The 20,342-nt window shown below is 59.9% G+C and carries 24 protein-coding genes; all 24 read right to left on the bottom strand.

The annotated features are described in order from the left end of the window. Positions 1-24: 24 nt before the first annotated feature. The 24 genes from LDL28_RS10880 to LDL28_RS10995 all read right to left on the bottom strand — a co-directional run bounded on the left by LDL28_RS10880 (position 25) and on the right by LDL28_RS10995 (position 20,282). The gene (locus LDL28_RS10880; protein WP_233058563.1) at positions 25-1,386 is read right to left on the bottom strand and encodes a hypothetical protein; all 1,362 of its coding nucleotides are present in this window, start codon (positions 1,384-1,386) and stop codon (positions 25-27) included. A gap of 6 nt (positions 1,387-1,392) precedes the next feature. Continuing rightward, a complete protein-coding gene (locus LDL28_RS10885) occupies positions 1,393-1,989 on the bottom strand; it encodes a YmfQ family protein (RefSeq protein ID WP_233058564.1) in 597 nt (198 codons plus the stop codon). After that, a complete protein-coding gene (locus LDL28_RS10890) occupies positions 1,989-3,155 on the bottom strand; it encodes a baseplate J/gp47 family protein (protein WP_233058565.1) in 1,167 nt (388 codons plus the stop codon). Before LDL28_RS10890 ends, LDL28_RS10885 begins: the two co-directional genes overlap by 1 nt. After that, positions 3,073-3,552, bottom strand: coding sequence for a phage GP46 family protein (locus tag LDL28_RS10895; RefSeq protein ID WP_233058566.1), 480 nt, complete (start codon positions 3,550-3,552; stop codon positions 3,073-3,075). Before LDL28_RS10895 ends, LDL28_RS10890 begins: the two co-directional genes overlap by 83 nt. Then, the gene (locus LDL28_RS10900) at positions 3,549-4,025 is read right to left on the bottom strand and encodes a phage baseplate assembly protein (protein WP_233058567.1); all 477 of its coding nucleotides are present in this window, start codon (positions 4,023-4,025) and stop codon (positions 3,549-3,551) included. Before LDL28_RS10900 ends, LDL28_RS10895 begins: the two co-directional genes overlap by 4 nt. After that, complete coding sequence (locus LDL28_RS10905; RefSeq protein ID WP_233058568.1) at positions 4,025-5,173, bottom strand: phage baseplate assembly protein; 1,149 nt, start codon at positions 5,171-5,173, stop codon at positions 4,025-4,027. Before LDL28_RS10905 ends, LDL28_RS10900 begins: the two co-directional genes overlap by 1 nt. After that, the gene (locus LDL28_RS10910; protein ID WP_233058569.1) at positions 5,170-6,474 is read right to left on the bottom strand and encodes a DNA circularization protein; all 1,305 of its coding nucleotides are present in this window, start codon (positions 6,472-6,474) and stop codon (positions 5,170-5,172) included. The genes LDL28_RS10905 and LDL28_RS10910 overlap by 4 nt, the downstream gene beginning before the upstream one ends. Positions 6,475-6,477: 3 nt before the next feature. Next, positions 6,478-8,532 (bottom strand): lytic transglycosylase domain-containing protein, encoded by a 2,055-nt coding sequence (locus LDL28_RS10915; protein WP_233058570.1) that lies wholly within the window; start codon positions 8,530-8,532, stop codon positions 6,478-6,480. A gap of 117 nt (positions 8,533-8,649) precedes the next feature. Further along, a complete protein-coding gene (locus tag LDL28_RS10920) occupies positions 8,650-8,970 on the bottom strand; it encodes a phage tail assembly protein (protein WP_233058571.1) in 321 nt (106 codons plus the stop codon). Beyond that, positions 8,967-9,338, bottom strand: coding sequence for a phage tail tube protein (locus LDL28_RS10925; RefSeq protein WP_233058572.1), 372 nt, complete (start codon positions 9,336-9,338; stop codon positions 8,967-8,969). Before LDL28_RS10925 ends, LDL28_RS10920 begins: the two co-directional genes overlap by 4 nt. Before the next feature lie 11 nt (positions 9,339-9,349). After that, complete coding sequence (locus tag LDL28_RS10930; RefSeq protein ID WP_233058573.1) at positions 9,350-10,825, bottom strand: phage tail sheath subtilisin-like domain-containing protein; 1,476 nt, start codon at positions 10,823-10,825, stop codon at positions 9,350-9,352. Beyond that, complete coding sequence (locus LDL28_RS10935) at positions 10,822-11,055, bottom strand: DUF2635 domain-containing protein (protein WP_233058574.1); 234 nt, start codon at positions 11,053-11,055, stop codon at positions 10,822-10,824. Before LDL28_RS10935 ends, LDL28_RS10930 begins: the two co-directional genes overlap by 4 nt. After that, the gene (locus LDL28_RS10940; RefSeq protein WP_233058575.1) at positions 11,052-11,618 is read right to left on the bottom strand and encodes a hypothetical protein; all 567 of its coding nucleotides are present in this window, start codon (positions 11,616-11,618) and stop codon (positions 11,052-11,054) included. The genes LDL28_RS10935 and LDL28_RS10940 overlap by 4 nt, the downstream gene beginning before the upstream one ends. Next, on the bottom strand, positions 11,615-12,154 hold the full coding sequence (locus LDL28_RS10945; RefSeq protein ID WP_233058576.1) for a hypothetical protein: 540 nt from the start codon (positions 12,152-12,154) through the stop codon (positions 11,615-11,617). The genes LDL28_RS10940 and LDL28_RS10945 overlap by 4 nt, the downstream gene beginning before the upstream one ends. Continuing rightward, the gene (locus tag LDL28_RS10950) at positions 12,141-12,542 is read right to left on the bottom strand and encodes a head-tail adaptor protein (protein ID WP_233058577.1); all 402 of its coding nucleotides are present in this window, start codon (positions 12,540-12,542) and stop codon (positions 12,141-12,143) included. Before LDL28_RS10950 ends, LDL28_RS10945 begins: the two co-directional genes overlap by 14 nt. Beyond that, positions 12,535-13,179: a head-tail connector protein gene (locus LDL28_RS10955; protein ID WP_233058578.1), complete on the bottom strand. Its 645-nt coding sequence runs from the start codon at positions 13,177-13,179 to the stop codon at positions 12,535-12,537. Before LDL28_RS10955 ends, LDL28_RS10950 begins: the two co-directional genes overlap by 8 nt. Then, positions 13,179-13,484, bottom strand: a complete 306-nt coding sequence (locus LDL28_RS10960; protein WP_233058579.1) for a hypothetical protein — start codon at positions 13,482-13,484, stop codon at positions 13,179-13,181. The genes LDL28_RS10955 and LDL28_RS10960 overlap by 1 nt, the downstream gene beginning before the upstream one ends. 44 nt (positions 13,485-13,528) lie before the next feature. After that, a complete protein-coding gene (locus LDL28_RS10965; protein WP_233058580.1) occupies positions 13,529-15,067 on the bottom strand; it encodes a phage major capsid protein in 1,539 nt (512 codons plus the stop codon). A 41-nt stretch (positions 15,068-15,108) separates the two neighbouring features. Then, the gene (locus LDL28_RS10970; protein ID WP_233058581.1) at positions 15,109-15,807 is read right to left on the bottom strand and encodes an HK97 family phage prohead protease; all 699 of its coding nucleotides are present in this window, start codon (positions 15,805-15,807) and stop codon (positions 15,109-15,111) included. Positions 15,808-15,809: 2 nt separating this feature from the next. Then, positions 15,810-17,126, bottom strand: a complete 1,317-nt coding sequence (locus LDL28_RS10975) for a phage portal protein (protein ID WP_233058582.1) — start codon at positions 17,124-17,126, stop codon at positions 15,810-15,812. Between the two features lie 6 nt (positions 17,127-17,132). Next, entirely contained in the window at positions 17,133-18,770 is a 1,638-nt protein-coding gene (locus LDL28_RS10980; protein WP_233058583.1) for a terminase large subunit, read from the bottom strand. After that, positions 18,770-19,339: a phage terminase small subunit P27 family gene (locus tag LDL28_RS10985; RefSeq protein WP_233058584.1), complete on the bottom strand. Its 570-nt coding sequence runs from the start codon at positions 19,337-19,339 to the stop codon at positions 18,770-18,772. The genes LDL28_RS10980 and LDL28_RS10985 overlap by 1 nt, the downstream gene beginning before the upstream one ends. A 20-nt stretch (positions 19,340-19,359) precedes the next feature. Further along, positions 19,360-19,977, bottom strand: coding sequence for a helix-turn-helix domain-containing protein (locus LDL28_RS10990; RefSeq protein WP_233058585.1), 618 nt, complete (start codon positions 19,975-19,977; stop codon positions 19,360-19,362). Next, a complete protein-coding gene (locus LDL28_RS10995) occupies positions 19,974-20,282 on the bottom strand; it encodes an HNH endonuclease signature motif containing protein (protein ID WP_233058586.1) in 309 nt (102 codons plus the stop codon). The genes LDL28_RS10990 and LDL28_RS10995 overlap by 4 nt, the downstream gene beginning before the upstream one ends. Positions 20,283-20,342 lie beyond the last annotated feature (60 nt).

Here is a 20,342-nt window from a genome sequence, read left to right on the forward strand (position 1 = left end):
CCGGGTAGGCCGTTTTAACGTCTGTCATCCCATTGTTCCTATTGCCAGCACCATGACTTCTATTGCGTTTGTCTCTCCGTTGGTGGTGCCGCCCGTCCATAGGGCGCGCAGGTCCATAACAAACCCTGATGCCGTCAGCGTGTCCTGATAATAATTGGCAATATTTGACGCTTTGTTTGGGTCGGACTCGGGGTTGTGTTGTGGCGTGAGGAATAGATACGGGCGCTCGGAAAATGCAGTTGGGAATGCAACTGATGCGCCGTCCACAACTGTAACGGAAAACGCCTGCATTTTTAATGAGGAATCACTGAACGGAAGATCACCCGCCCATGCAATATCTCCCGCCAGCGTGCCGGTGCCAGAAGAGTAGACGAACGTCGGACGCCCGCTCCCACCGTTACGGTAAAGGGAGACCCCGTTCGTATCGCTATTGGCGGCATTCACACCGATAGTCCCGGATACAAGGGTTGCGTCAGCATCGGCGCGGGCCACAGCTTCAGCAGACACGAGCGAATTGGCCTGTGAAAGGGGTACGATGTTGGATGGGTCGGTAGCTTCTCCAACGTATGTAGGAGCCCCAAGCCTAATTAAGCCATTAGTTACAGAGAATATTGAATTGCCTTCATAGTAGACAACAAGATTCCCATCAGTTTGCAGGGCAAGACAGTAAGGAAGTGACGGGCCGCCATAGTAGACATTCCCCGCTCCGGTATTCTGCAACGGCAGTAGCTGGGCTTCGGCGTTCGTGGCCCTGATCGTTTCGGCAGTAACATCACTATAAAGCGCGCCGGTAATATAGGTTGCTCCCAGCGCAGGCAATCGCCATGCCATCCGCCCGTTCGGATCTGTGGAAATGTCTCCTATCTGCCCGTATCCTGCGGCGCCACCGGACTCAGGCCCGTAGCTGGAAATCAGATAGCCACCCCCGGTGACTGTCTCTCCATCAGGCGCCAGATATGAATAGCGCAGGCCCGGATAGGTCGTGTCGCGACCAAGGTAAACCTTGCCTGCAACCTGATTGAACCCGCCGCCCTGCTGCGTCGGGATATAGCCTAAAAGAGGCTGAAGCAGAGCGTCCGCGTTGGCGCGGGCGGCAGCTTCGGCAGAGAGATCGGAAACACTTGCATATGAGGTAAGGGCTGTGGAAATCAGCATTTTTATTGCGGCCAGAACCTGACCGTTATTTGTCTTGTCAGGCGCAATGCCAACCGACGCAGGAATGCCGAATAGTTCTTCCTGCACCATGTTGAGCCACCAGTATCGGACCCGGGTAGCGGACTGGCCACCGGTCGATCCACCAGTAAAAAAACCAGGCGATCCGATATTATCAGTTGGAAGCGCAGGCAGAATCGCGACGGCTGTCGTGTCATCAATGCGATAGACCATGATGGATTATCCGTATGCGAATAGAACAGAGGTATGGGCCGGCACGCGGGATGTGATCTCACATTCCAGGACAGCGTTGCCCCAGCTTGCGAGCGCATCATCGGCGTACGACTGATCGGCGTAGAAATAATTGATGGTGACGCTAGGGGCATTCACGCGCCAGATATAAGCCCAGAAGGGATCATAGACAGGATCATCAGCGCACAGGAAATCAGCCCGCGCTGGTGCGAACTGGGTGATGGTGATGTCATATCCAAGGTTTTTGGCAAACTGGACGAAATAGGCGATCGATGCACCCCCGGTATCAGCCAGACGGGCCACTACCTGGTTGCGGCGCTGTTCGATCGTGGGGCTTTCGCCTGCGCAAGGGTCAGGGAGGCCGAGAGTGGCTTCCCATTCATCCAGGACGCTGGTGGTCGTGGCCGGGAACACATCCGGCACCAAGGAGCGCGCTGCGTTTATGAAGCGTGTGGCCGTGGGCATGAATCCCGACAGCACGCCATGCATGACCGTATCGGTGCCGCGCGGCCATGCACGCCCCCGGGGGAGCGTGCGCTTGAATGCCGCAAGCGTTTGGTCGGATGAGTAACCGGAAATGGCCATCAGGATAGAACCAGATTGCCGACTGATGGCAATGAGCCAACCGGGACCGACACAGGGCCTGCGGGCGAAACGATCGTAAAGGATGCACCGGTAGAGAGCAGTGCATCCGATATGTCGCTCTGTTCCAGTGTCATGCCCAGTGGGGTGCCTTCACGAAAATACAGGTCGGACAGGGCTGTTTTCATGGCAGCGATCTGGGCCGTGGTGTTTGGTGTGAGATTGGCCACGGTGACATCGATCGGGAAGGGCTTGGGCGCGCAGACGGCCACCAGGGCAGTCACGGGCTGTTCGATCCAGATGGCATTTGCCACTGTCAACTGGTCGCCAGTAGCGGTCGTATAACGGCCTTCATCAGATGCTGATCCGTTTGTTCCCTGCGGGTATCCGCCATTTTCTTGCTGTGCATCATCCAGCATGACATATACGGTAACGGTACCGGCACCGAAGGCTAGGGGATTGCACCAGGCGCGCGTGATGCCGGGAATGTCTTCTGCCCATTCAACATAGTCAGACTTTCTGCCGCCACCCGAACGGGATGCGTAGGCCGCCAGGACACGGGTACGGTATTCGCTATCCGTCTCCTGGTCGGCCCCGCCGGTCATGGCTACTGGTGCAGTTCCCTGTGCCGGGATGCCTTCTATCGCCATAGAGAGACTGAAACCCGTGCCGGCGTCACAATTTCCGGTCGCGCCGGAAGACTGACAGGTGACGGGCACCAGCAGGTTGCCGCCGGAATCTACGTCGGCATCTGCGGTCGTGACGTAATCCACGCCATCATTGCGCGTGATGACGGTGCCGGATGCCAGATCAGTCCCGGGGTTGCCACCCGTAAACTGGACCTGGCCAGAGGCGGTTGACGCATCCTTGCGCAATGTTTCGCGCATGGCACCCCAACCGTCCAGATTTTCATCCGTTGCGGTAAAGGGGACTGCCTGCCGGTAGCAGTAGGCCTGATAATCATAATTGCCCCATGTCAGGTTCGCGAATGCCCAGGTCAGGGGGCGCAGAACGGAGCGCGGCAGCAGGGATCGGCCCTGCGTGATATTGGATGAGACAATATCATTCAGGCCCTGTGATTGCAGATCAGAAAGGGTTGGCTGTTGATATGGCATTGCGCGTGGCGTCCTTCCACGCCCACGCATACTGGAATGACCTGTCGGTGCCATCGGGCTTTGTCAGTTGGATGGCGATATTCAAGGACGTGGCGTTCAGCCATGATGTCTGCACGGTAATGGTGCCGACAACGCTCTCATCGATCAGCCACTGGAGCGCCTGTTCACAGATGGTGCGGGCATGTGCGAGCAGGCCGTTTCCCGACTTCTTTGCGCCCTCGATCGTCCAGAGCAGGGAACCCGTCTGGAAGCTTTCCATGCCATCGATCCAGCAGCCACGCAGATCATTCGATCCATCGGGCGTGATCGTGCCGCTTGGGGCCGGCGCATCGGTAAACAGACTCAGCAGAACGGCGGTTTCCAGATCTGCATCCGTGTCAAGGTCACCATTGGTAATGACCCAGTCACAATGCATTTTCGTGTTGTCATAGACCAGGCGGATATCGGTCATTCCTGTGGTCCTTTCGTTCTGGAATCGCCCTGCTGGACGCCGCCATGGACGTGATCCGAAAGTTTGACACCATTCTTGGTGACGAAATCGTCCGCCGTGATGGTGCCACCGTCCACGATAACCGTGCCAGAAGCGGGCTTGATGTAAACGTCACCGTTTGCCCGGGCGAGGATAACGGTCCCAACAACCGGATTGGCGATGCCGGCCTCACCTGGCTGGGCATTCCTGTAACGGTATTTCTGGTGGTTATGGCCGGTTACCACGCTGTCCGTCCGCTTGCCACCGGTGCAGGTCAGCAGGACATCAGCTCCCACAGGTGGGCAACTGATCAGGCCGTAGGCGATGAAGACCTCACGCCCGTCGAGGGTTTCATATTCGTTCAGGGCTACCTGTACGAGCTGAATAGGACCGGTATCGTTTGGAACAGAGCTGGTGCGGCCGATCCCGAACAGGCGCCGGAGAAAATGGCGCATTATGTCTGCTCCTGCCCATCGGCATTCTGCAATGCATTTTGCAACTGCCAGTCAAACGAATTCTGGAATGCCGGTTCGACCGTCATGGATTCGGGCGGCATGAGGGTCAGTTCGGCCGTAGTGCCCATTTCAGCATTTTTTGAGAAAGTGACATCCACGATCAGCCATGTCTTGCCCGGCAGCTTCAGGGCAGGAAGATGCACGGGCACCAGGGTGTTCGGGGTCCACAGCACGCCCGCTTTGTCGTGCCAGGAATCACAGACCAGGCGCACGGCCTGTGAACGGCCACGGCGGCGCTGGAGTTCCCATTGCGCCCGTAGCTGGGCCAGGGACTGGCCGTTGTAATTCTGTTCACTGATCACGAAATACGGTCGGTAGCGGGGAACGCCGGGATCGGTCACGGGCGTAAATCGGTTGCCTGCGTTCGGATTATCAAAATCATTGAAGTTCTGCACACTGAACATGACGGGCAGGTAGGTACTGAAGCGTTCATCCATGCGGTAGGTGACGCCATATTCCAGCACGTTCACACCTTCGGCAAAGCCGCTGGCATGGGTATCAGTGCCGACAGAGGACAGCACGAGATTGCCGTCCGCGTCGTCATAGACCATGACGGCCATATAGCGGGCACATTCTTCTATGATCTGGTAGGGCGTTTCCCCAAGCGTAATATTGAATAATGGCAGAACCCGGTCATAGACCGTTGCTGGCAGGGTAATGTTTTTCGTCACGACATCAATGCCGTAGGGCGCACAGAGCTTGCTGGCCAGCGCAACAATATCACAGTTGCCTAGCTGGCTGTTCTGGACCACGGCATGGGTATCCACCAGATCGGAGCAGCGTGAGCGGCCCGCAATACGGACCTGGTGCCCTTCGCCCACGTCGATTCCGTACATATCGACATAGCCATCAATGACCTTCACATCACCAATGGAAAGCTTGCAGGGTTGTCCGGGCTGGATGTCGATCTGGGAGGCATCGAGATATTTCTCAGTCAGACTGATATCATAATCGGCCGGGCAACGTTCTGCCCCGCGCGTGACACGGATTTCCTGCCATCCGGACCATTTCGTGTTGCCGATGGTCAGGGTGACTTCGGTATTGATGTCGGGCAGATCACCGCCTGCCAGGGCATTGAGGATGCTCATTGATCCAGGGCCTCGAACTGCATGGGCATGAATAGGGGATGGGGCGCATCCGCCCGCGCGATCAGGTCGCGCGTGCGCGTAGGGTCTTTGTAAAGTCTCCATGCCAGCGCGATGGCCGGCATGGAGACATTGAAGCTGTAGGTTTCGATATGGGCGAGTTGTGCGCCGCGCTCGCTCAGATCCTGTACCACCGCGGTCCGCAGGGCACGTAGGGCGGCATAGCTTTCGCTATCGGCATTGTCGGCCGCGATGATGATTTCCGCATCGAGCAGGGTGATGATGCTGACCAGCATGGCCTGTGCCTGTTCGGCACTATCGGGCTGCGCTGCCTCGATAGCCTCGGCCAGACCGATAATGGCGGAGCGGCGCAGGGCATTCCCCATGGCGGTTCGTGCTGTGGCGACATCCGCGCCGATTGGCGCGGTGGTGGCCATGACGGATGGCTGGTAGGCCGCAAGGGTGGACAGCACGCGAATCTGGTCGGCCGGGCTTATGGTGGCGGAGCGGATCGCCACAACCACGTTCCGTGCGGCCATAGCACAGGCGGCAGGATTGGACACGACCGTCAAGGCGGTGATGGACAGGCTGTTGACCGCCGCATCGATCGCGGTGCGTGACGTCACCACGGCGGAACGCTGGCTGGCTACGGTTGCGCCAGATGGTGCGGGGGCTGCGAGCGCGCCGCCAGCATAGCGGCCATTATAACTGGTCAACCCCGATGTTTCATTGGCGATGGCGGCAGGATCGCGGCCTGCGGCAGATGCGCTGCCCCCCCATGTGCTGGCCACGTTCTGCGCACCCAGGCCGATGGCGCTTGCCGTTGAACTGATGCCGGCAAGCTGGCTTGCCAGCACATCCGCCACGGTCAGGACGGCGGCGGCCACCGCGACCAGGATCGCGCTCTGGGTATTGATGAGAAGGTTGGGATAGAGGCGCGATCCGGCCTCCATCAGCACCAGCTCAAACTGCACCTCCCGCTGGGCCGTGCCGCTGTCGCGCATGATGACCGGCTCGACCAGACTGCACCGTACGGGGCCGAGGGTCGGATGGATCAGCAGCCCGGGGCCTTCCAGCTCACATGCCGCGAGCATGATAGCGCGCTGGAGATAGACATCATCCCCCACAAGCCGCCCGGCAATGGTCATGACGCGCGGAGCACGGCCCATGTCCTCGATCCAGGGATCATCACGGTAGGGATATTCATGCACGGCGGGACGACGGCCACCTGCCACGCTTCCCTCACGCACCAGGAAAGGGACACCCCGCCAGATGGCGGGAATGAAAAGGTCGATTACGGACATCGGCTATATCGGCTCTGCTGGCATGGCGGTCTGGATCTTGGGGCCGGGCCCACCGCCCGCCATGCGTGCGCTTTTGACACTTATGCGCGGGCTGCTGCGGCGGGGATTGTCATCGTGGACCCGCAGTTCCACCACCATGCGGCGGGAAAAATCGTTCCACGTTGGCGCGCGGGAAGCTGCCGATGCATCTTTCCCGTGGGACGCCGCATCAGCCCGCATGCGTTTGGCGGATTTGGTCAGGGCGTCAATCGAAGCGACATAATCCTGCGTTTCCCGGGGCAGGCCGGATGCATCGCCTGTTGTGGCATAGCGTTGCACGCCGGCATTGTTCGGACCCGCGTTATAGGCGGCTTCCGCCGCTTCGTAATTACCGTGGAACAGGTCGAGCATCTGCCTGAAATAACGTGCCCCTCCTTCCAGATTGCCCTGCCAGGTATAGCGTGGGTCATTGATGGAGGCAGGCAGTCCAAGCCCCGCCGCAGTGCCGGGCATGAGCTGGGCCGGCCCGAAAGCGCCAGCACCCGAGACGTTGCGATAGCCGCCGCCTTCGGTCTGGAGCAGGCTGGAAAAGCGATCAGGATCGATCCCGTGACGTGTGGCCGCGAGTTGGGCTTCAGCCGCGACATCGCTGTGCAGGGGACCGCCCCGGATGACGGTGTCATTGCTGGCGAGATGGTCCCCGCCGGTGAAGACATTTTCCCAGACATCATAAGCAAGACCAGCCATGGCGGCCGTTCCCAGGGCACGACCGCCCCAGCGCAGCCCGGTGCGCCCATAACGCCCCAGCCTGGAAAGCATGCCGCCGGTTGCGGCGCCGGCCGCGATCCCTTCCGCACTGGATGCCGAGGTGGCCACCCGCGCACCCGCGCCGGACGCCGCGCCGGCCGCACCGGATGCGGCCGCTTCGGCCTCGGCCGTCCGGGCTAAAGCGCGCATGGTCTTGATGGCTAACGTGACCTGCACGATCCGGGCCAGCGTCATGCCAAGACCAAGCAGCATCTTGCCGATCAGGGCGGCCATCATGACCTTTCCGACATCCTTGGCCACCGCCTCCCAGCCGCCAAGGCTATCGGCCACGCTTTGGGCATCATCGGCAATATCGGCGATGTCATCACCGATCTGCCGCCAGTCCACGGACATGATCCATTTGGCAAAGGTCTGGACCGCATGGCCGATGCGGGCGGCGATGGCCTCCCGGTTTTTGGCGATCAGGTCTGTAAACCAGTCGAGCAGGGACTTGAGGCCGGGGCCGGCCTGTTCGGCTATGGAATAGGCGAGCCCGCGCGTGGCGAGGCCAAGACGGACCTGGGCTAACTGAAGCTGGTAGGAGGCGCGTACGCCCGCCTGATTGGTCAGACCAAGATTGCGGGCATCTTCTTCCAGTTGCTGCATACCCTTGGAGCCAAGCCGGAAATAGGGCAGCAGGTCTTCCCCAGCCGATCCGAGTAGTTGGGTGGCAACGCGCGCCTGCAATGTAGGATTGCGAATCGAGGCAATCTTGTCTGCCAGTTCTGGCATCACCTGTATGGCGGACCGCGCGCCGTTCTTCATGTCACCAATGTTGATGCCAAGCTGGCGGAAATACAGCAGGGCCTGATTGTTCCGACCACCTATGGCATCGACCATATTGTCGTGCAGGGTGCGCAGCCCTGATGTCATGCTACCAGCAGAAGACCCTGCTTCCTCCGCCGCGCCCTGCAATGCCTGGAGCTTATCGGGCAGGATGCCGATTCGCTGGGCATCAAACCCCAGCCGGGTGCCGAACTGCGCCCATGCGGTTGTCAGACGGTACAGGCCCGCGATGGATGCCGCGCCCGTCAGGACGCCCATGGGTTCGATGATCTTGAGCAGGGATGAGGCCGTGCCGAGGCCCGCCGCCGTCCAGTCACGGAACGCACCAGCAACACGGCGAACGCCAGTGGCATCCATGAAACGCCCGAACGCCCCCCGGAACCTCCTGACAGGGGCGTTCATCGCATTGACCCGCTTGGTGATGTTGTTCATCACCGAACTGGCCTTATCCACGGCGGAAATGGTGATGGTAAAGCCGCTAGCCATTTTCGCGTTCACTTTCGGTCTGTCTGTTAATTTCCTCCAGCCACCACACCATTTCCGATCCTGTCAGGCTTTGTGATTCCCGTGCTGGCCAGCCGAGCCGCCGTGAAAGGAGAACAGTCAGCTCTCGCCAGTCTCCTGGCCAGCTTCGATAAAAGACTGGAGATAGGTGGTCGCCTCATTGATGATGCTGATGGGGAAGAGATCGCGGATATCCGAAAACGGCACGCCCGAGTTCTGAGAGACCAGCGTGAACGAGTACATGCGCAGGTCCGCTGGGGAAATGGATGCCCCTTTGAGGTGCTTTTCCGCGTTCAGAACCTGTCCGCCCGTGGGTTCGGACAGGCTGAGTTCGGTATAGACACTCCCGTTTTTCGATTCGACCGGAGTGTCCAGTTCAATGGTGAGCGTGGGTTTGGGTTTTTTCATCTGCTTGCTCATGATGTGGTCGTCTCCGTCACGCTCACGCCCTCAAAGGTGACTTCCATGGTGGCCTCCACGGTGTTGACTTCGATTGCCTCGGTGCACCACATGCCCGAGCCGCCAACGGTTTTTCCATTGGCGAGGTTGAGCTGCACTTCTTCATCGACCATGTTGCTGAAATCACTTACGGTCATGCCACCGGCATCGCGGATGGTCATGACGATGCGGGCCTGCTGAGGATTTTCCGAATAGCCGTGGATGCCGTTCTGGCCCTTGAGTGTTTCGCGCACCCATCTGGTCGGGCTGTAGCGGGTTTCGGTAATGTCGTACGAGACGCCACCAATAAAACCTGTCGTGACGCCAGAGCGGCGCATATTGCTTGCCATAATTGATACTTTCAGCTTTTGCGGAACTGGATCAGCATGGGAACGTCACGCACCTGATTGACCACATCGATCGGGAGCAGCTCGCGCAACTGTCCGCCGCCGGCGTTCTGCACGATGATGCCTGCCGCGAAATTGGCGCTGTTCTGCACGTATCCGCCCGTTTCCAGCTCGACATAACGGCTGATCAGCGCCTGCTTGACCACGGGGGCGTTGATGGCATTGGAGCCGGCCGCGATACGCGTGGTGTCGGACACCAGCTTCTTGACTAGGTAAGGGGCCTGAAAAGCACGCAGATCGCGGATGACATAGGCGAGCTGGTTCATGGTCTCGGCATCGAGATAGGAATCGTCGGGCATGCCTGCGGCATTTTCCTGATACGTGGTGATCAGGCGCAGGATGTAGACGGTTCCGTCATCCCCCACGGAAAACACCGACATGCCTTCATACAGAAGGCTGTTCTGTTCGGAGAATGTCCACTGGTTGGGCTGGGACGGCGGCATGACCGTAAGTGCCACCTGGGTGATGGGGATACCGGGATCGGTGCGGACCTTGTTGGCGACACCTGCCGTGATTTCCGCGGCCCAGCGCAGGGGAGAGTGCGGACTGTCGGCAATGGGCATGACAGTCAGATGTTCGTTATTGACCGTGCTGCCAAACGTAGTGACTTCCCCCAATGTGCCACGGACGGCGGAGAAGACATGCCCGAACAGCATCTGCTGCCATGACCAGCGGCCGGTCTGGTCGTTCCAGAATTCTTTGATGGCGGCAAGGCTGGTGGCGTCCATATAGGGGCAGGAAACGAAATCGAATGTGCGGTTGCCCAGGTTGGCCAGCGCCGGCGTCAGGGCTGCGGATGGGTTTTCACTGCCACCCGTGAACTGGGTAAAGGTGATGGTGATGCCATCGGACGTATAATCCGAAGACGTATCGGACGTGTCCAGCAGGATGTCATTGCCGCACTCACCTTTGTTGAGCGCTGTGAGCGGCAGGGATGCATCCGTGATGGCACCGGCGGATACCGGAATGTTCGATACCTGCGCCATGGCGGTGGGAATGCGTGCCACTATATCGGCGGCTTCATCACCCACGCTATAGGGAACCGGAACCAGTGCACCGTCGATCTCGAACACGATCGTGCCTGAGCCCGTTGGCGTTCCGGAAAGCGCGATGGCGCCGGCGGCGGCTTGAGCTGCGGGGTCATCATCCAGCGGGAGCACCCACAGTTCCCCGAAGGTATCGATATTGCGGTAATGCGATACGGCAATGGCGGCCTGTGATCCGGCACCGAACATGGTCACGGCGGCGGCCACGCTGGGGATGATGACCGGCGTTCCCGCCAGTGTGGACCCGGATGGCAGACGTTGGGCGATCAGAAGGGCACGTAGCTGCACCGATGCGTCATTGGCCTGGCTGGGGTCAATATCCGCGAACACGCCGGGAACACGGTTGGTCGTGGGGTAATTGGGATAGGTTATTGTGCCGCTCACGATTTATTCTCCTGCTCGGGAGCCGCAGGCGTGGTGGCAGGCTGTTCGGGAGCAGTCTGTTCCGTCGCCTTGACTTCCGCGACCGGCGGGGGTGTTTTCGTGACATCGCCATCACGCAGGCGACGAGCCCAGAACGGGTCATAATCCGATACGGTCCTGCCCTTTTCCGGGACAACCTCGCGAGTCACGGGATCTCTGACCGTCCGGCCCTCGACCGGGTAGATTTTCATGTTGTGCCTCCAGGCGAACCGAGCGTGAAACCGATCGGGGTGGTCTCGCCACTTTCGGGATCGGTCAATGTTGCCTCTATCCCTATGATGGGATCGGATGGCGGCTGCCAGCCGTCTTCATCGGTAATGAGGATTTTCAAGGAGAAATCGAACTGCCAGTGCAACCGCTCCCGATCCATGTGCACGAGATGGCCGCCAGCATAGTTGAAACCCTGTGATGAATTGGCCCAGTCCGGCCGCCAGTTAAGGATGCAGCGGAACAGATCGCTCCGGGCGATATCGACCAGGGAAGATGCGAACTGCCCGCGCTGATCGGCGCGGTTGGGGAGGTCCACGACGATACCGATTGTCTCGGTCACGTTCTGGTCGAGGCCATTGAGGGAAATATTTTCCTCTGGCGCATCATCCATGGGAATGACGTAGGCGGCCGGTCGTTTGAGCCATGCCTTGTCCACGATCTGGGCCAGTTCGGCCGCACCAGCCACGCAGCGTTCGCCATTGGCATCAAGCGCGAGGAAGGTAGAACCCATACGGATCTGCATGATGACGGCGTCGATGTTCATGCCTTCACGCGCTCCATCACAATATCACTCACTGCGGCATCGGCCAGACGGCGCCGGATGGACGGTGCGCGTTCGGCCAGCGCACGGGACAGGAACTGGCGTGGGGCCAGCACGCGGCTGCTGGAAACGTAGAGCTGACTCCGGCCGCGTTTGTTCCGGGCACCAGGTTTTCCGCCCTTTGCTCCAACTTCGAGAAACTTGGCGTAGAAGGCGGCGTCACGGATCGCCTCGACATCCCGGTCCTTTCCCTTGAGCAGGCGCGCCTTGATGGAGCGGGCCAGCGTGCCAGTGACATTGACGGGAGCCTGACCAGGGCCGGAGGCACGATATTTTCCGGGGCTGGAGCCGCCGCGATATTTTATGCTTCCACCACCACCATAATAGATACGGCCTCCACCAACGGATGACCGTATGATGCGCCGGGCGGACGCCGCTACCTCCTGGCCGGCGGTGCGCAGGTTCCTGCGCAGGTTCTTTTTGGAGTATTCTGGCGCGTAGGCCGAAATTTCCACCTGTATGTTGCTATTCCGTGGCATCGATCTGTTCGTCCGTTCCCTGCTGTTCCAGCTCACATTCGATGCACACGAACCGCTTGCGGCCACCGAGTTCCTTCCAGCGGCGAACACGGAACTGCTCCCATCGGATCGATCCGTCATTGCGGCGTGTGGTGCGGAAAATGGCGTGAGTGTTGGGCAGCGCATCGGCCCAGCGCATGAAGATACGGTGGGTGATGGCGGGGCTGTCCGTCTGCATGGTGCCCCAGAAGGTCATGGCGCCCACGGCCTGCACATCGGCGCGGGTCTTGGCCATGCCCTGGAACGCGGTGACGATGCCGGCACCAGCTTGGTCGGGCATCTGGTTGCGGCGCGCGATGAGCACCGGCCAGCGCAGGCGCCCCACACGGATGCGTTCGTCTTCAGGCACCGAACCAGACCAGGCGATAGTTGAACAGCATGGCCTCGGCCCAGTCAGGCATGGCTTCCATGGTCATGTCACCGCGATTTTCATAGATATAGGCGGTGAGCATGGCGATCGCGAGCCGGATGTCAGACGGAATGGTCTTGTGTGTCTCGCCATATCCGGCGGTAAACGTCACCAGAAGGTGGCGTCCACGCAGCAGGCCGAATGATCCTGTCATGCTGAAACGGGCAGGCTCCGATGCGGCATCCAGCCAGTATTCGGTGGGGGGCAGCGTTTCCGTCTCACTATCCGGGTCGATGACCTCGATTCCGCCAAAGGTAATGAACGGGGCACGCAGCAGCCGGATGGGGCGCGGATGCATGGGGGGCCATGAATAGGCCAGTGGCAGGACCATCAGGGGTGATGGTGTCATGGGCCATGCATTGGCAATCGGCTGATCACCCACCGCCATGGTGTAGGTGGTATTGATCAGGGCGCGGCCGGTGAATTTTTCCACCCATGCCGTTGCCGCGCGGATGTAGGTACGCAGCAGATCGTCATCATCATCATGGTCGATACGCAGATGCCGCTTCGCAAAGCCAAGCGATATGGCCTTGCGTTGCGGTGGCGTCTTGACCCGTAGGACAAGCGTGGTGGGCATCAGGCGCGGGCGCGCTTGGGGCTGGTGGGTTCAGGTATGGCCTGCATGATGGATGCACGCAGGCGGCGGTCCTGCATGATGCCATCCATTTGGATCTGCACGCGGCGTTCGTCGTCTTCCTTTTCTTCTTTGGTGGGTTTGTAGGGAATGGCCCAGCCCTTCGCCTTGAGCTGGGTGGCTTTGATCGTATCGAACCGGGCAACCTGCCCTTTCTGGTACCCGCGCCACCAGCGGGTGAGGCGAACGGCTTCTCCGGGGTCTGCGTCTTTCAGGGCGGCGGTTGTGGCACGGCGGAAATGCTGCATGGTCTGATGTTCCTGTTAGGAGATGAAACGGGTGATGGGCTGCCTTAGCTGCCCGTTGTGCCAGACGATGTCGTGCTGCTACCGGATGACGTGGTTGTGCCATTGGTCGGGTTGGCGCTCTGCGCTGCCGAGCCGGACGTGTTAAGTGTCTGGGTCGTGTAGGGTGCGCCAGCAGACATTCCGGTCCAGCCGCCGGGCATCCATGCATCTACGTCCGCCACGGCGATGGACTGCTGGTGCCGGGTCTGGATGTCGTGTTCGCGGATGATGCGGAAAATGGTCTGGTCACGCTGGAAGGCTGAAACCATCTCGCCATCGGTGCCCTTGTAGGCACCTTCGTAAGAGACCTCGATATCGGCAGTATAGGCATCCCCAATCAGGATATCGGCCATATCAACAAAGAATATGTAGCTGCCTTTGCCATCAGTCTGGAGGTTCGTGGGTAGCTGGGTTGTGGTGTAATAATCGTAACCGGACAGCTTCCCGGTATTCATTTCATCACGGAAGAAATACCCACCGACTTCGTTGGTCAGCCCCTTGAGGAAGGCCTCTACTGCGGGATGGAATATCCATGCCGGCGCGATCATGCGGCTGTTGCCATTTTTCAGGGTCAGTTCACATGACTGGAGCGTATTGATTGCGCCCGTCAGGGTCGCGGCTCCGCCTGCGACGACAGCACCGCCCATATTGAGCATGCCGATCGGGTCTTTGAGCGTGCCCGCACCTAGCAGGAATGCCAGATCCTCGCGTCGGGTAGCCGAGGCGATCAGGTCATCCCGCACAATCTGGTCCACCGACATGGCCGCGCGGCGGATAAGGTCGTTCGATACCGGGACAATCGTGGTCAGTTTCTTGGCGTTGAATTGCAGATCGTCAAAGGTTTCCTGACTGACTGCGATATCGTCCAGTTCGTCCATGTAAGCAGACGTCGCGCCGCCGGCCAGACGGGGCATTGTCAGGTTACCGGTCGCCATATCGATGGTGCGGGCACCGGCACGTCGTACGACGGTGGCGGCGCGTAGCAACTCGATCAGGTCGGCCACGAACTGCTGGGGCACCAGCGCGCCGCCGGTGGTCTGGCCGCCTGCGGCAAGGGCGCGTTCGACGTCCGTGTTGCCGAGTCCTTCCTTGGCGTATTTGAGCGCGTTCTGGAAACCGTATTTCTTGGCGTGGCCGACGGTCAGCATGTAGTGGATGAACTGGCCGCCAGCCGCCATCTTCTGCTTGAAGGGCACGCCGATGATGGTACGGGTGACGCCACCGGGCATCCCGGCCTCCTGCTGCAAGTCCGGATTTTCGGGATCGTCGGTTGTCTGGGCATCGAGGTTGAGGACTTCCTCCACCCGACCGATACGGGTGTCGAGGTCTTCAATGGTGCGCTGGAGCGCGGTGATGGCGTCATTATCGGCCCTGTCTTCGGTCTGGGCCGTTTCGGGATCGACCGGGCTACCGTTTTCGGCTGCCTTGATGCGGCCGATGGCGCGTTCTTCCAGGCGCGCGACGGTATTGCGGTAGTCAACCGCCGCTTTCTTGCGCTGGCGGCGGAGTTCCTTGAGGGATTCGAGATTGATGGGTACGGGCATGGTGGATCCTCTTGAGGGCGCGCCCGCACCCGTAGGGAGGATCAGGCCGGGAGCGCGAACCGTCTTGCCCGCGTAGCACGCAGGTGAGCTTGCGCTACGGCGATACTGGTTGCATTTGGCTGTGTTCCGGGATTTTCAAGGCTTTTCCCATTCGCGTCGGGTGAAACGACGGGTGGGGAGAGCAGGGCCTCGGGGTTTGCGGGAACGCTTACAACGGAAAATTCGGTCAGTTCCTGCCGCCGGAAGTCAATGCCGGGGAACCAGTCATCACCGCCGCGTTCCTCATCTTCCGTGAAATCCCATTCCAGCGGGCGGAAGCCCACGCTGGTGGCACGGATGAAGCCAGTCATGCCGGAGCGGAAGGCATAATCAGCCCAGGAGCCGACAATGGGCATGTCACTGGGCTGGAACTGAACGGTGGCATCCAGCCCGTTTCCGGCGCGTGAGATATCGATTGCCTTGCCGATGACCAGGTCATGGTCATGACCCCAGAGCACGACAGGGTTCTGGAGGTAGGATTTCAGATCCCAGCCATCGGCCGAGATGACATCGTGCATGCGATCCACGGCATCGGTGGTGATGGTGTAGCGTAGCTGGCGGGTGCTGTCGGCATCCTGCGCCACGTCCAGCTTGGTGATGAACGAACGCACGACGCAAAGGTCGGGCAGGCGGGACGTGTCGCCGCGCTTGCGGCATTCCCATGCCATCTTGGCGAATCGGGCGGGGGAGACGGTACGCATGGTCAGCTATCCTCTGATACGGGGGCTGTCTGGGGCGTGACTTCGGGCGCGGTATTGCCCGGTGCGCCAGTAGGTGGAGGGGAGGGCGGCTTGATGTCGCCGGTGTTGAGCGGGAAGCGGTGGACGTCGCCTCCCTCGATCGGGGCCAAGCCTTCCTGTGCGCGGGCTTCATTGACCGACAGGATTCCGGTCTGGGTGCCAATGCTGTAGCTCTCGTACCGGGCTTTTCGGTTGCCACGCAGCAGACTGTCGAAATCGAAATATAGCTCGATCCCGGCGGCGATATCGTCCTCGAACAGCAGCCGTTCACTGCCCATCTGTTCGATTTCCGTTGCCACGGGCTGGAGCGTGTCGTTGATGTAGGCCTGTTCCTCGTTCTCGATATCGGAGAACGTGCCGCCGACCAGATGCTGCACCTTGTGGGGGGGCACACGAAAGATGCGGCATATTTCCTCGACCGAGAAGCGGCGGGACTCAAGGAATTGCGCCTCCTCATTGGTCAGCGTCATGCGCTCGTATTTCATGCCGCTGCCCAGCACCATGGGCTTGGACGAGTTTTCGACGCCCTGGTAATGGCTGGCGACTTCATTGGCGATCTGTACAGCACCCTCGGGCGACAGGAGCTTGTCGGTGGACAGCACGCCACCGGTCTGGTTGCCTTGTCGGAACAGGATAGCGGCGTGGCGCTGTGCGGCGATGGCGACTCCCATGACGTCTTGCGCATAGGCGATGGGAGACAGGCCGATATATCCGCCGTCCACCATCATGTCGCGGAAATGCAGGATGTTTTCCTGATACCAGAGCTGTCCTTGTCCGATCATGGGATGGGAGAAACGATAGAAGACCCGGCCCGTATCGGAGATGACAGGCGTAGTAACGTCGGGAGAAAGCGGAATCAGGGATGTCGGTTCGCCGCCACGGTTGCGCAGGATAGCGGCATAGCCGTTGCCGCGCAGCTTGAGAGATGTGGCCAGATAGCGCCAGAACTGGCTGCGGGTCTGCCATGGGTTGGGTTTGCGCAGCACCTTGAGTAGCGGGTGATCGGTGACTGCCGTATAACCCCGATTTCCCGGGAGCTTGCGGCGCATGGTAAGTGAGAGCTTGCCAATGTCCTGTGATATGCAGTTGACGCATCCGTAAACGGCCGAGGCCTGCAACGCGGTGAAGGGGGTAACCGGCGTTCCGGTACTGGCAGGATATCCTCCAAAGGCCGCGAACATGCCAAGGCTGGGGATGGTTGTGGTGCCGACATCCTTGTTCACCGGCGCGGGCTTGCGTTCAGGGAAGGACAGTTTCGGTTCGCGGCGGACAGAAGGCATGTGCAGTCACCCTATGACGAGGATGCCGTTGATGTTCTGGACACCGACGGGCTTTTCGGGAGGTTTGAGGGTGGCGCCACCGTAGGCCATGATCGCGGCCACGATGCCGTCGATCTTGCCGGAGGCACCCGTCTCGGCCGATTTATCAGGTTTTATGTTTCCGGCCGGATCGGATGTGACGGAAATGTTGCGCGCCATCCATGATGCGACGGGATTGCCGCCATGCTGCATTTTATGGCCGATTACCAGACGCTCGAACCCCTTGCAGGCAGGGGACATAGTCAGCATGCCTTGGCGGAAATATTCGATTGGAAGCCCGTCCGTGTCGCGCATACGGTTGGGCATATCACCTGTATTGTATGGATCGATGCCGATCCATTCCGTATTAAACAGGGTAGCGTCTTCATTGATCTGATGGCGGATGAATTCGTTATCCACGACTGCCCCGGGGAGCAGGGTCAGCGCACCGCAGTCTGCAAATGACTGGTAGCGGGCGCGTCGGCCGGCAGGCTCATTGTTTAGTGACTGCTTGGGAAGCCAGAATCGCCATATGAAGATATAGTCGCCATCCGGCTGGTTGTCAGGTGGCGGAAAACACCATGATAGGGCGCTCAAGTCGCGCGCCTGAGAAAGATCGACGCCTCCAAAACAGCGACGACCGCGAACATGGTGTGGAAGGTCTTTCCAGTTCAGGGAACCGGTGCAGGCCTTCCATTCGATGACGGGTATCCAGCGCGTAACCTGTTCGGTCCACTGATTGAGGTGGAAGCGGCGGAAGTCATTTTCGGCACGGGGAGAGCGTGCGGCCTTGGCGGCCTCCTCGCGCATGTAATCGGGTTTGACCGATATCCCGTAATTCGGATTGGCCTTGCGCCAAGTTTCTTCCTTGGTCCAGTCGTCATTTTCACCAGCGGCGAAGATTACGGGAAGGAACGTCGGATCGATTACATCCCCAGCGATAATCTCAAGCGCCAGCTCATGCTGTTCCCAAGCGTAGCCAATGCCATTGATGCCAGCCGTGGTAATGTAGATTTCCAGCGGTTGGCGACGTGCGGCCGTGCCCTTATGCACGACGTCCGCCAATTCACCATCACGCCATTCGTGCACCTCATCGCCTATGGCGAATGTGGGTGAAAAACCGTGTTTGCCGCGCGGGCCGGATGACAGCGGTTTGAATGAGGATTGCAGCGCGGGGCAGAAGATGGATTTTTTCAGCAACTCCAGACGGTTCGACAGGGCCTCGTTCATGGAGACCATGACGGTGGCCTTGTTGAACACGATCTTGGCCTGATCTTCGTCCACGGCCATGGAATAGCCCTGACCACCAAACTCCTGATCGACGAATATCAAGAGCAACGCGAGACCTGCGGCCAGTTCTGTTTTGCCGTTCTTGCGAGGGATTTCTATCCAAGCAGATCGATACAGGCGCGTGCCGTCTTCGCGCTTCCAGCCGAACAGGGGGCGCACGATCTGGTCACGTTGCCAGTCTCGGAGATAGAATGGCTTGCCCGCCCATTCTCCTTCCGTATGGCGCAGCATGGCAGGGAAAAATGCACAGGCGCGTTGTGCCGATCCTTCATCCCACCAAGCGCCAAACTTTTCGGCACCACGCGGCATAGGTGGAATGGGGAGCGTCTGGTCCATCAGTGGCGCGTTGTGGGCGTAGCAAAGAAATCAAGCGGATCAGCAGGCATTACAGGTGCCTCTGTTGCTCCCGTGCCCGTAGTCTGGTCCAAGTTGTTTTGCGTCCCTCCCAGCGGTAGCGTTGACTGTGTGCCGGCAGCCATGCGCGCGAGTATCTGTTGACGTGACGCTGGCGTCAGACCAAATCGGTCCTCAAGGTCTTGCAAACGTTTGGTGAGACGTTCTTGGACCATGAACCAGGGCGAAATCCGCTGCATGGTTCCATGGTTGCTTTCGGTGACATAGACGTGACCCTGCTTGTCCAGGGCCGCCGTCACCTTCACGTAATCGGCCAATGTCTCGCAATACCGTGCCAGCGCGTTTCGGTCGGACGTGCGCACGATGCGACTATCGGACAGCCATCCTGCGACCTCAGCCCAGTACTTGCGACCTTTTGCGCGCATGTGCTTGGGCGCGTCGATACCGGCAACGGGAAGAGCATCAAGATTGACGGTTTTTCGGGCACGCTTGCCGGGATTGCCCCGCGCTTCATTGATCGCGTCCGGTGTGGGTTTGCGTCCCCGGATCATGTCTGTCTCCAAAAAAAAGTTCAGGAATTTCGCGGCGGTGAGAGTTTTGAGGGGGTGCGGTCCACGCTTTCGAGCCCTGTAGTTTTGACCCCCCCTACCCCTAGGGAGGGTTCTGGCGGGGTGCTGGTGGCATCAAGGTCAGGGATTGGCAGACCAGCGTCACGTATCTGGCGACGTGCGCGCGCCATGGCCGAGCGCCTGCGGCGCAGCTCGACACGGGCCTGCTCGTAGGCAAGGGATGCATCTTCCATATGGAGGCGTGCGCGCTGGGCATCGGCGGTTGCACGGTGGATGGACAGGCTCAGTTCCTCCAGTTCCGACCATGCGCGTTCAGTGCGTTCTTCACGCTGCGCCATGGCGGCGGCGGCATCGCGTGGGTCCATGCTCTTGTCAGTCATGAGCTTCCTCTGTGCGAGATCGGGACGGAGACGGTCAGGCGTGACACCGAGCAGCCGGGCAACCGTCTCGACATGGTGGGTCGGCACGCGCTTCCACTGGCTGACTGCCTGGGGGGTAATATTGCAGGCGGCAGCAATGCGTGAGCAGTCGCCCCAGTTACGGAACAGCCGCACACCGCATGGACGCCGCCAGAACGCCAGCGGTCCACGCTGGGGCATGATGTGTGCGGCCATGGTCATCGGTAGGTTTTTCCGCCTTCACGCGCGGTCTTGCGGGAATGGCATTCCTTGGTGAGCGCCTGCCAGTTCCCTTCATCCCAGAACAGGTCATAGTCACCGCGGTGGGCGCGGATGTGATCGACCTCGGTCGCGGGACGCTGGCATTCCGGGTCATCGCATTGGCAGACGGGATGCTCCAACAGGAACTGCCTGCGGGCTTTCTGCCAGCGGCGCCCATATCCGCGCGATGCGGCGGAGCCGCGCTGGCGGTCGTATGATGCCTGCAAATGGGCATGGGGGCGAAAGGTGGGGACTGGGGATACCATGATGACCTCTACCTGTGACGGCATTTTGCCGGTTACATGGAGGTTACAAGAACGGTTACA

Source organism: Komagataeibacter sp. FNDCR2 (assembly GCF_021295395.1).
Lineage (GTDB): Bacteria > Pseudomonadota > Alphaproteobacteria > Acetobacterales > Acetobacteraceae > Komagataeibacter.

Bases quoted from the DNA above. Each gene is read 5' to 3' on its own strand.
- LDL28_RS10880 (WP_233058563.1), bottom strand. From the start codon at position 1,386: ATGGTCTATCGCATTGATGACACGACAGCCGTCGCGATTCTGCCTGCG.
- LDL28_RS10885 (WP_233058564.1), bottom strand. From the start codon at position 1,989: ATGGCCATTTCCGGTTACTCATCCGACCAAACGCTTGCGGCATTCAAG.
- LDL28_RS10890 (WP_233058565.1), bottom strand. From the start codon at position 3,155: ATGGCACCGACAGGTCATTCCAGTATGCGTGGGCGTGGAAGGACGCCA.
- LDL28_RS10895 (WP_233058566.1), bottom strand. From the start codon at position 3,552: ATGACCGATATCCGCCTGGTCTATGACAACACGAAAATGCATTGTGAC.
- LDL28_RS10900 (WP_233058567.1), bottom strand. From the start codon at position 4,025: ATGCGCCATTTTCTCCGGCGCCTGTTCGGGATCGGCCGCACCAGCTCT.
- LDL28_RS10905 (WP_233058568.1), bottom strand. From the start codon at position 5,173: ATGAGCATCCTCAATGCCCTGGCAGGCGGTGATCTGCCCGACATCAAT.
- LDL28_RS10910 (WP_233058569.1), bottom strand. From the start codon at position 6,474: ATGTCCGTAATCGACCTTTTCATTCCCGCCATCTGGCGGGGTGTCCCT.
- LDL28_RS10915 (WP_233058570.1), bottom strand. From the start codon at position 8,532: ATGGCTAGCGGCTTTACCATCACCATTTCCGCCGTGGATAAGGCCAGT.
- LDL28_RS10920 (WP_233058571.1), bottom strand. From the start codon at position 8,970: ATGAGCAAGCAGATGAAAAAACCCAAACCCACGCTCACCATTGAACTG.
- LDL28_RS10925 (WP_233058572.1), bottom strand. From the start codon at position 9,338: ATGGCAAGCAATATGCGCCGCTCTGGCGTCACGACAGGTTTTATTGGT.
- LDL28_RS10935 (WP_233058574.1), bottom strand. From the start codon at position 11,055: ATGAAAATCTACCCGGTCGAGGGCCGGACGGTCAGAGATCCCGTGACT.
- LDL28_RS10940 (WP_233058575.1), bottom strand. From the start codon at position 11,618: ATGAACATCGACGCCGTCATCATGCAGATCCGTATGGGTTCTACCTTC.
- LDL28_RS10945 (WP_233058576.1), bottom strand. From the start codon at position 12,154: ATGCCACGGAATAGCAACATACAGGTGGAAATTTCGGCCTACGCGCCA.
- LDL28_RS10955 (WP_233058578.1), bottom strand. From the start codon at position 13,179: ATGCCCACCACGCTTGTCCTACGGGTCAAGACGCCACCGCAACGCAAG.
- LDL28_RS10960 (WP_233058579.1), bottom strand. From the start codon at position 13,484: ATGCAGCATTTCCGCCGTGCCACAACCGCCGCCCTGAAAGACGCAGAC.
- LDL28_RS10965 (WP_233058580.1), bottom strand. From the start codon at position 15,067: ATGCCCGTACCCATCAATCTCGAATCCCTCAAGGAACTCCGCCGCCAG.
- LDL28_RS10970 (WP_233058581.1), bottom strand. From the start codon at position 15,807: ATGCGTACCGTCTCCCCCGCCCGATTCGCCAAGATGGCATGGGAATGC.
- LDL28_RS10975 (WP_233058582.1), bottom strand. From the start codon at position 17,126: ATGCCTTCTGTCCGCCGCGAACCGAAACTGTCCTTCCCTGAACGCAAG.
- LDL28_RS10980 (WP_233058583.1), bottom strand. From the start codon at position 18,770: ATGGACCAGACGCTCCCCATTCCACCTATGCCGCGTGGTGCCGAAAAG.
- LDL28_RS10985 (WP_233058584.1), bottom strand. From the start codon at position 19,339: ATGATCCGGGGACGCAAACCCACACCGGACGCGATCAATGAAGCGCGG.
- LDL28_RS10990 (WP_233058585.1), bottom strand. From the start codon at position 19,977: ATGACCATGGCCGCACACATCATGCCCCAGCGTGGACCGCTGGCGTTC.
- LDL28_RS10995 (WP_233058586.1), bottom strand. From the start codon at position 20,282: ATGGTATCCCCAGTCCCCACCTTTCGCCCCCATGCCCATTTGCAGGCA.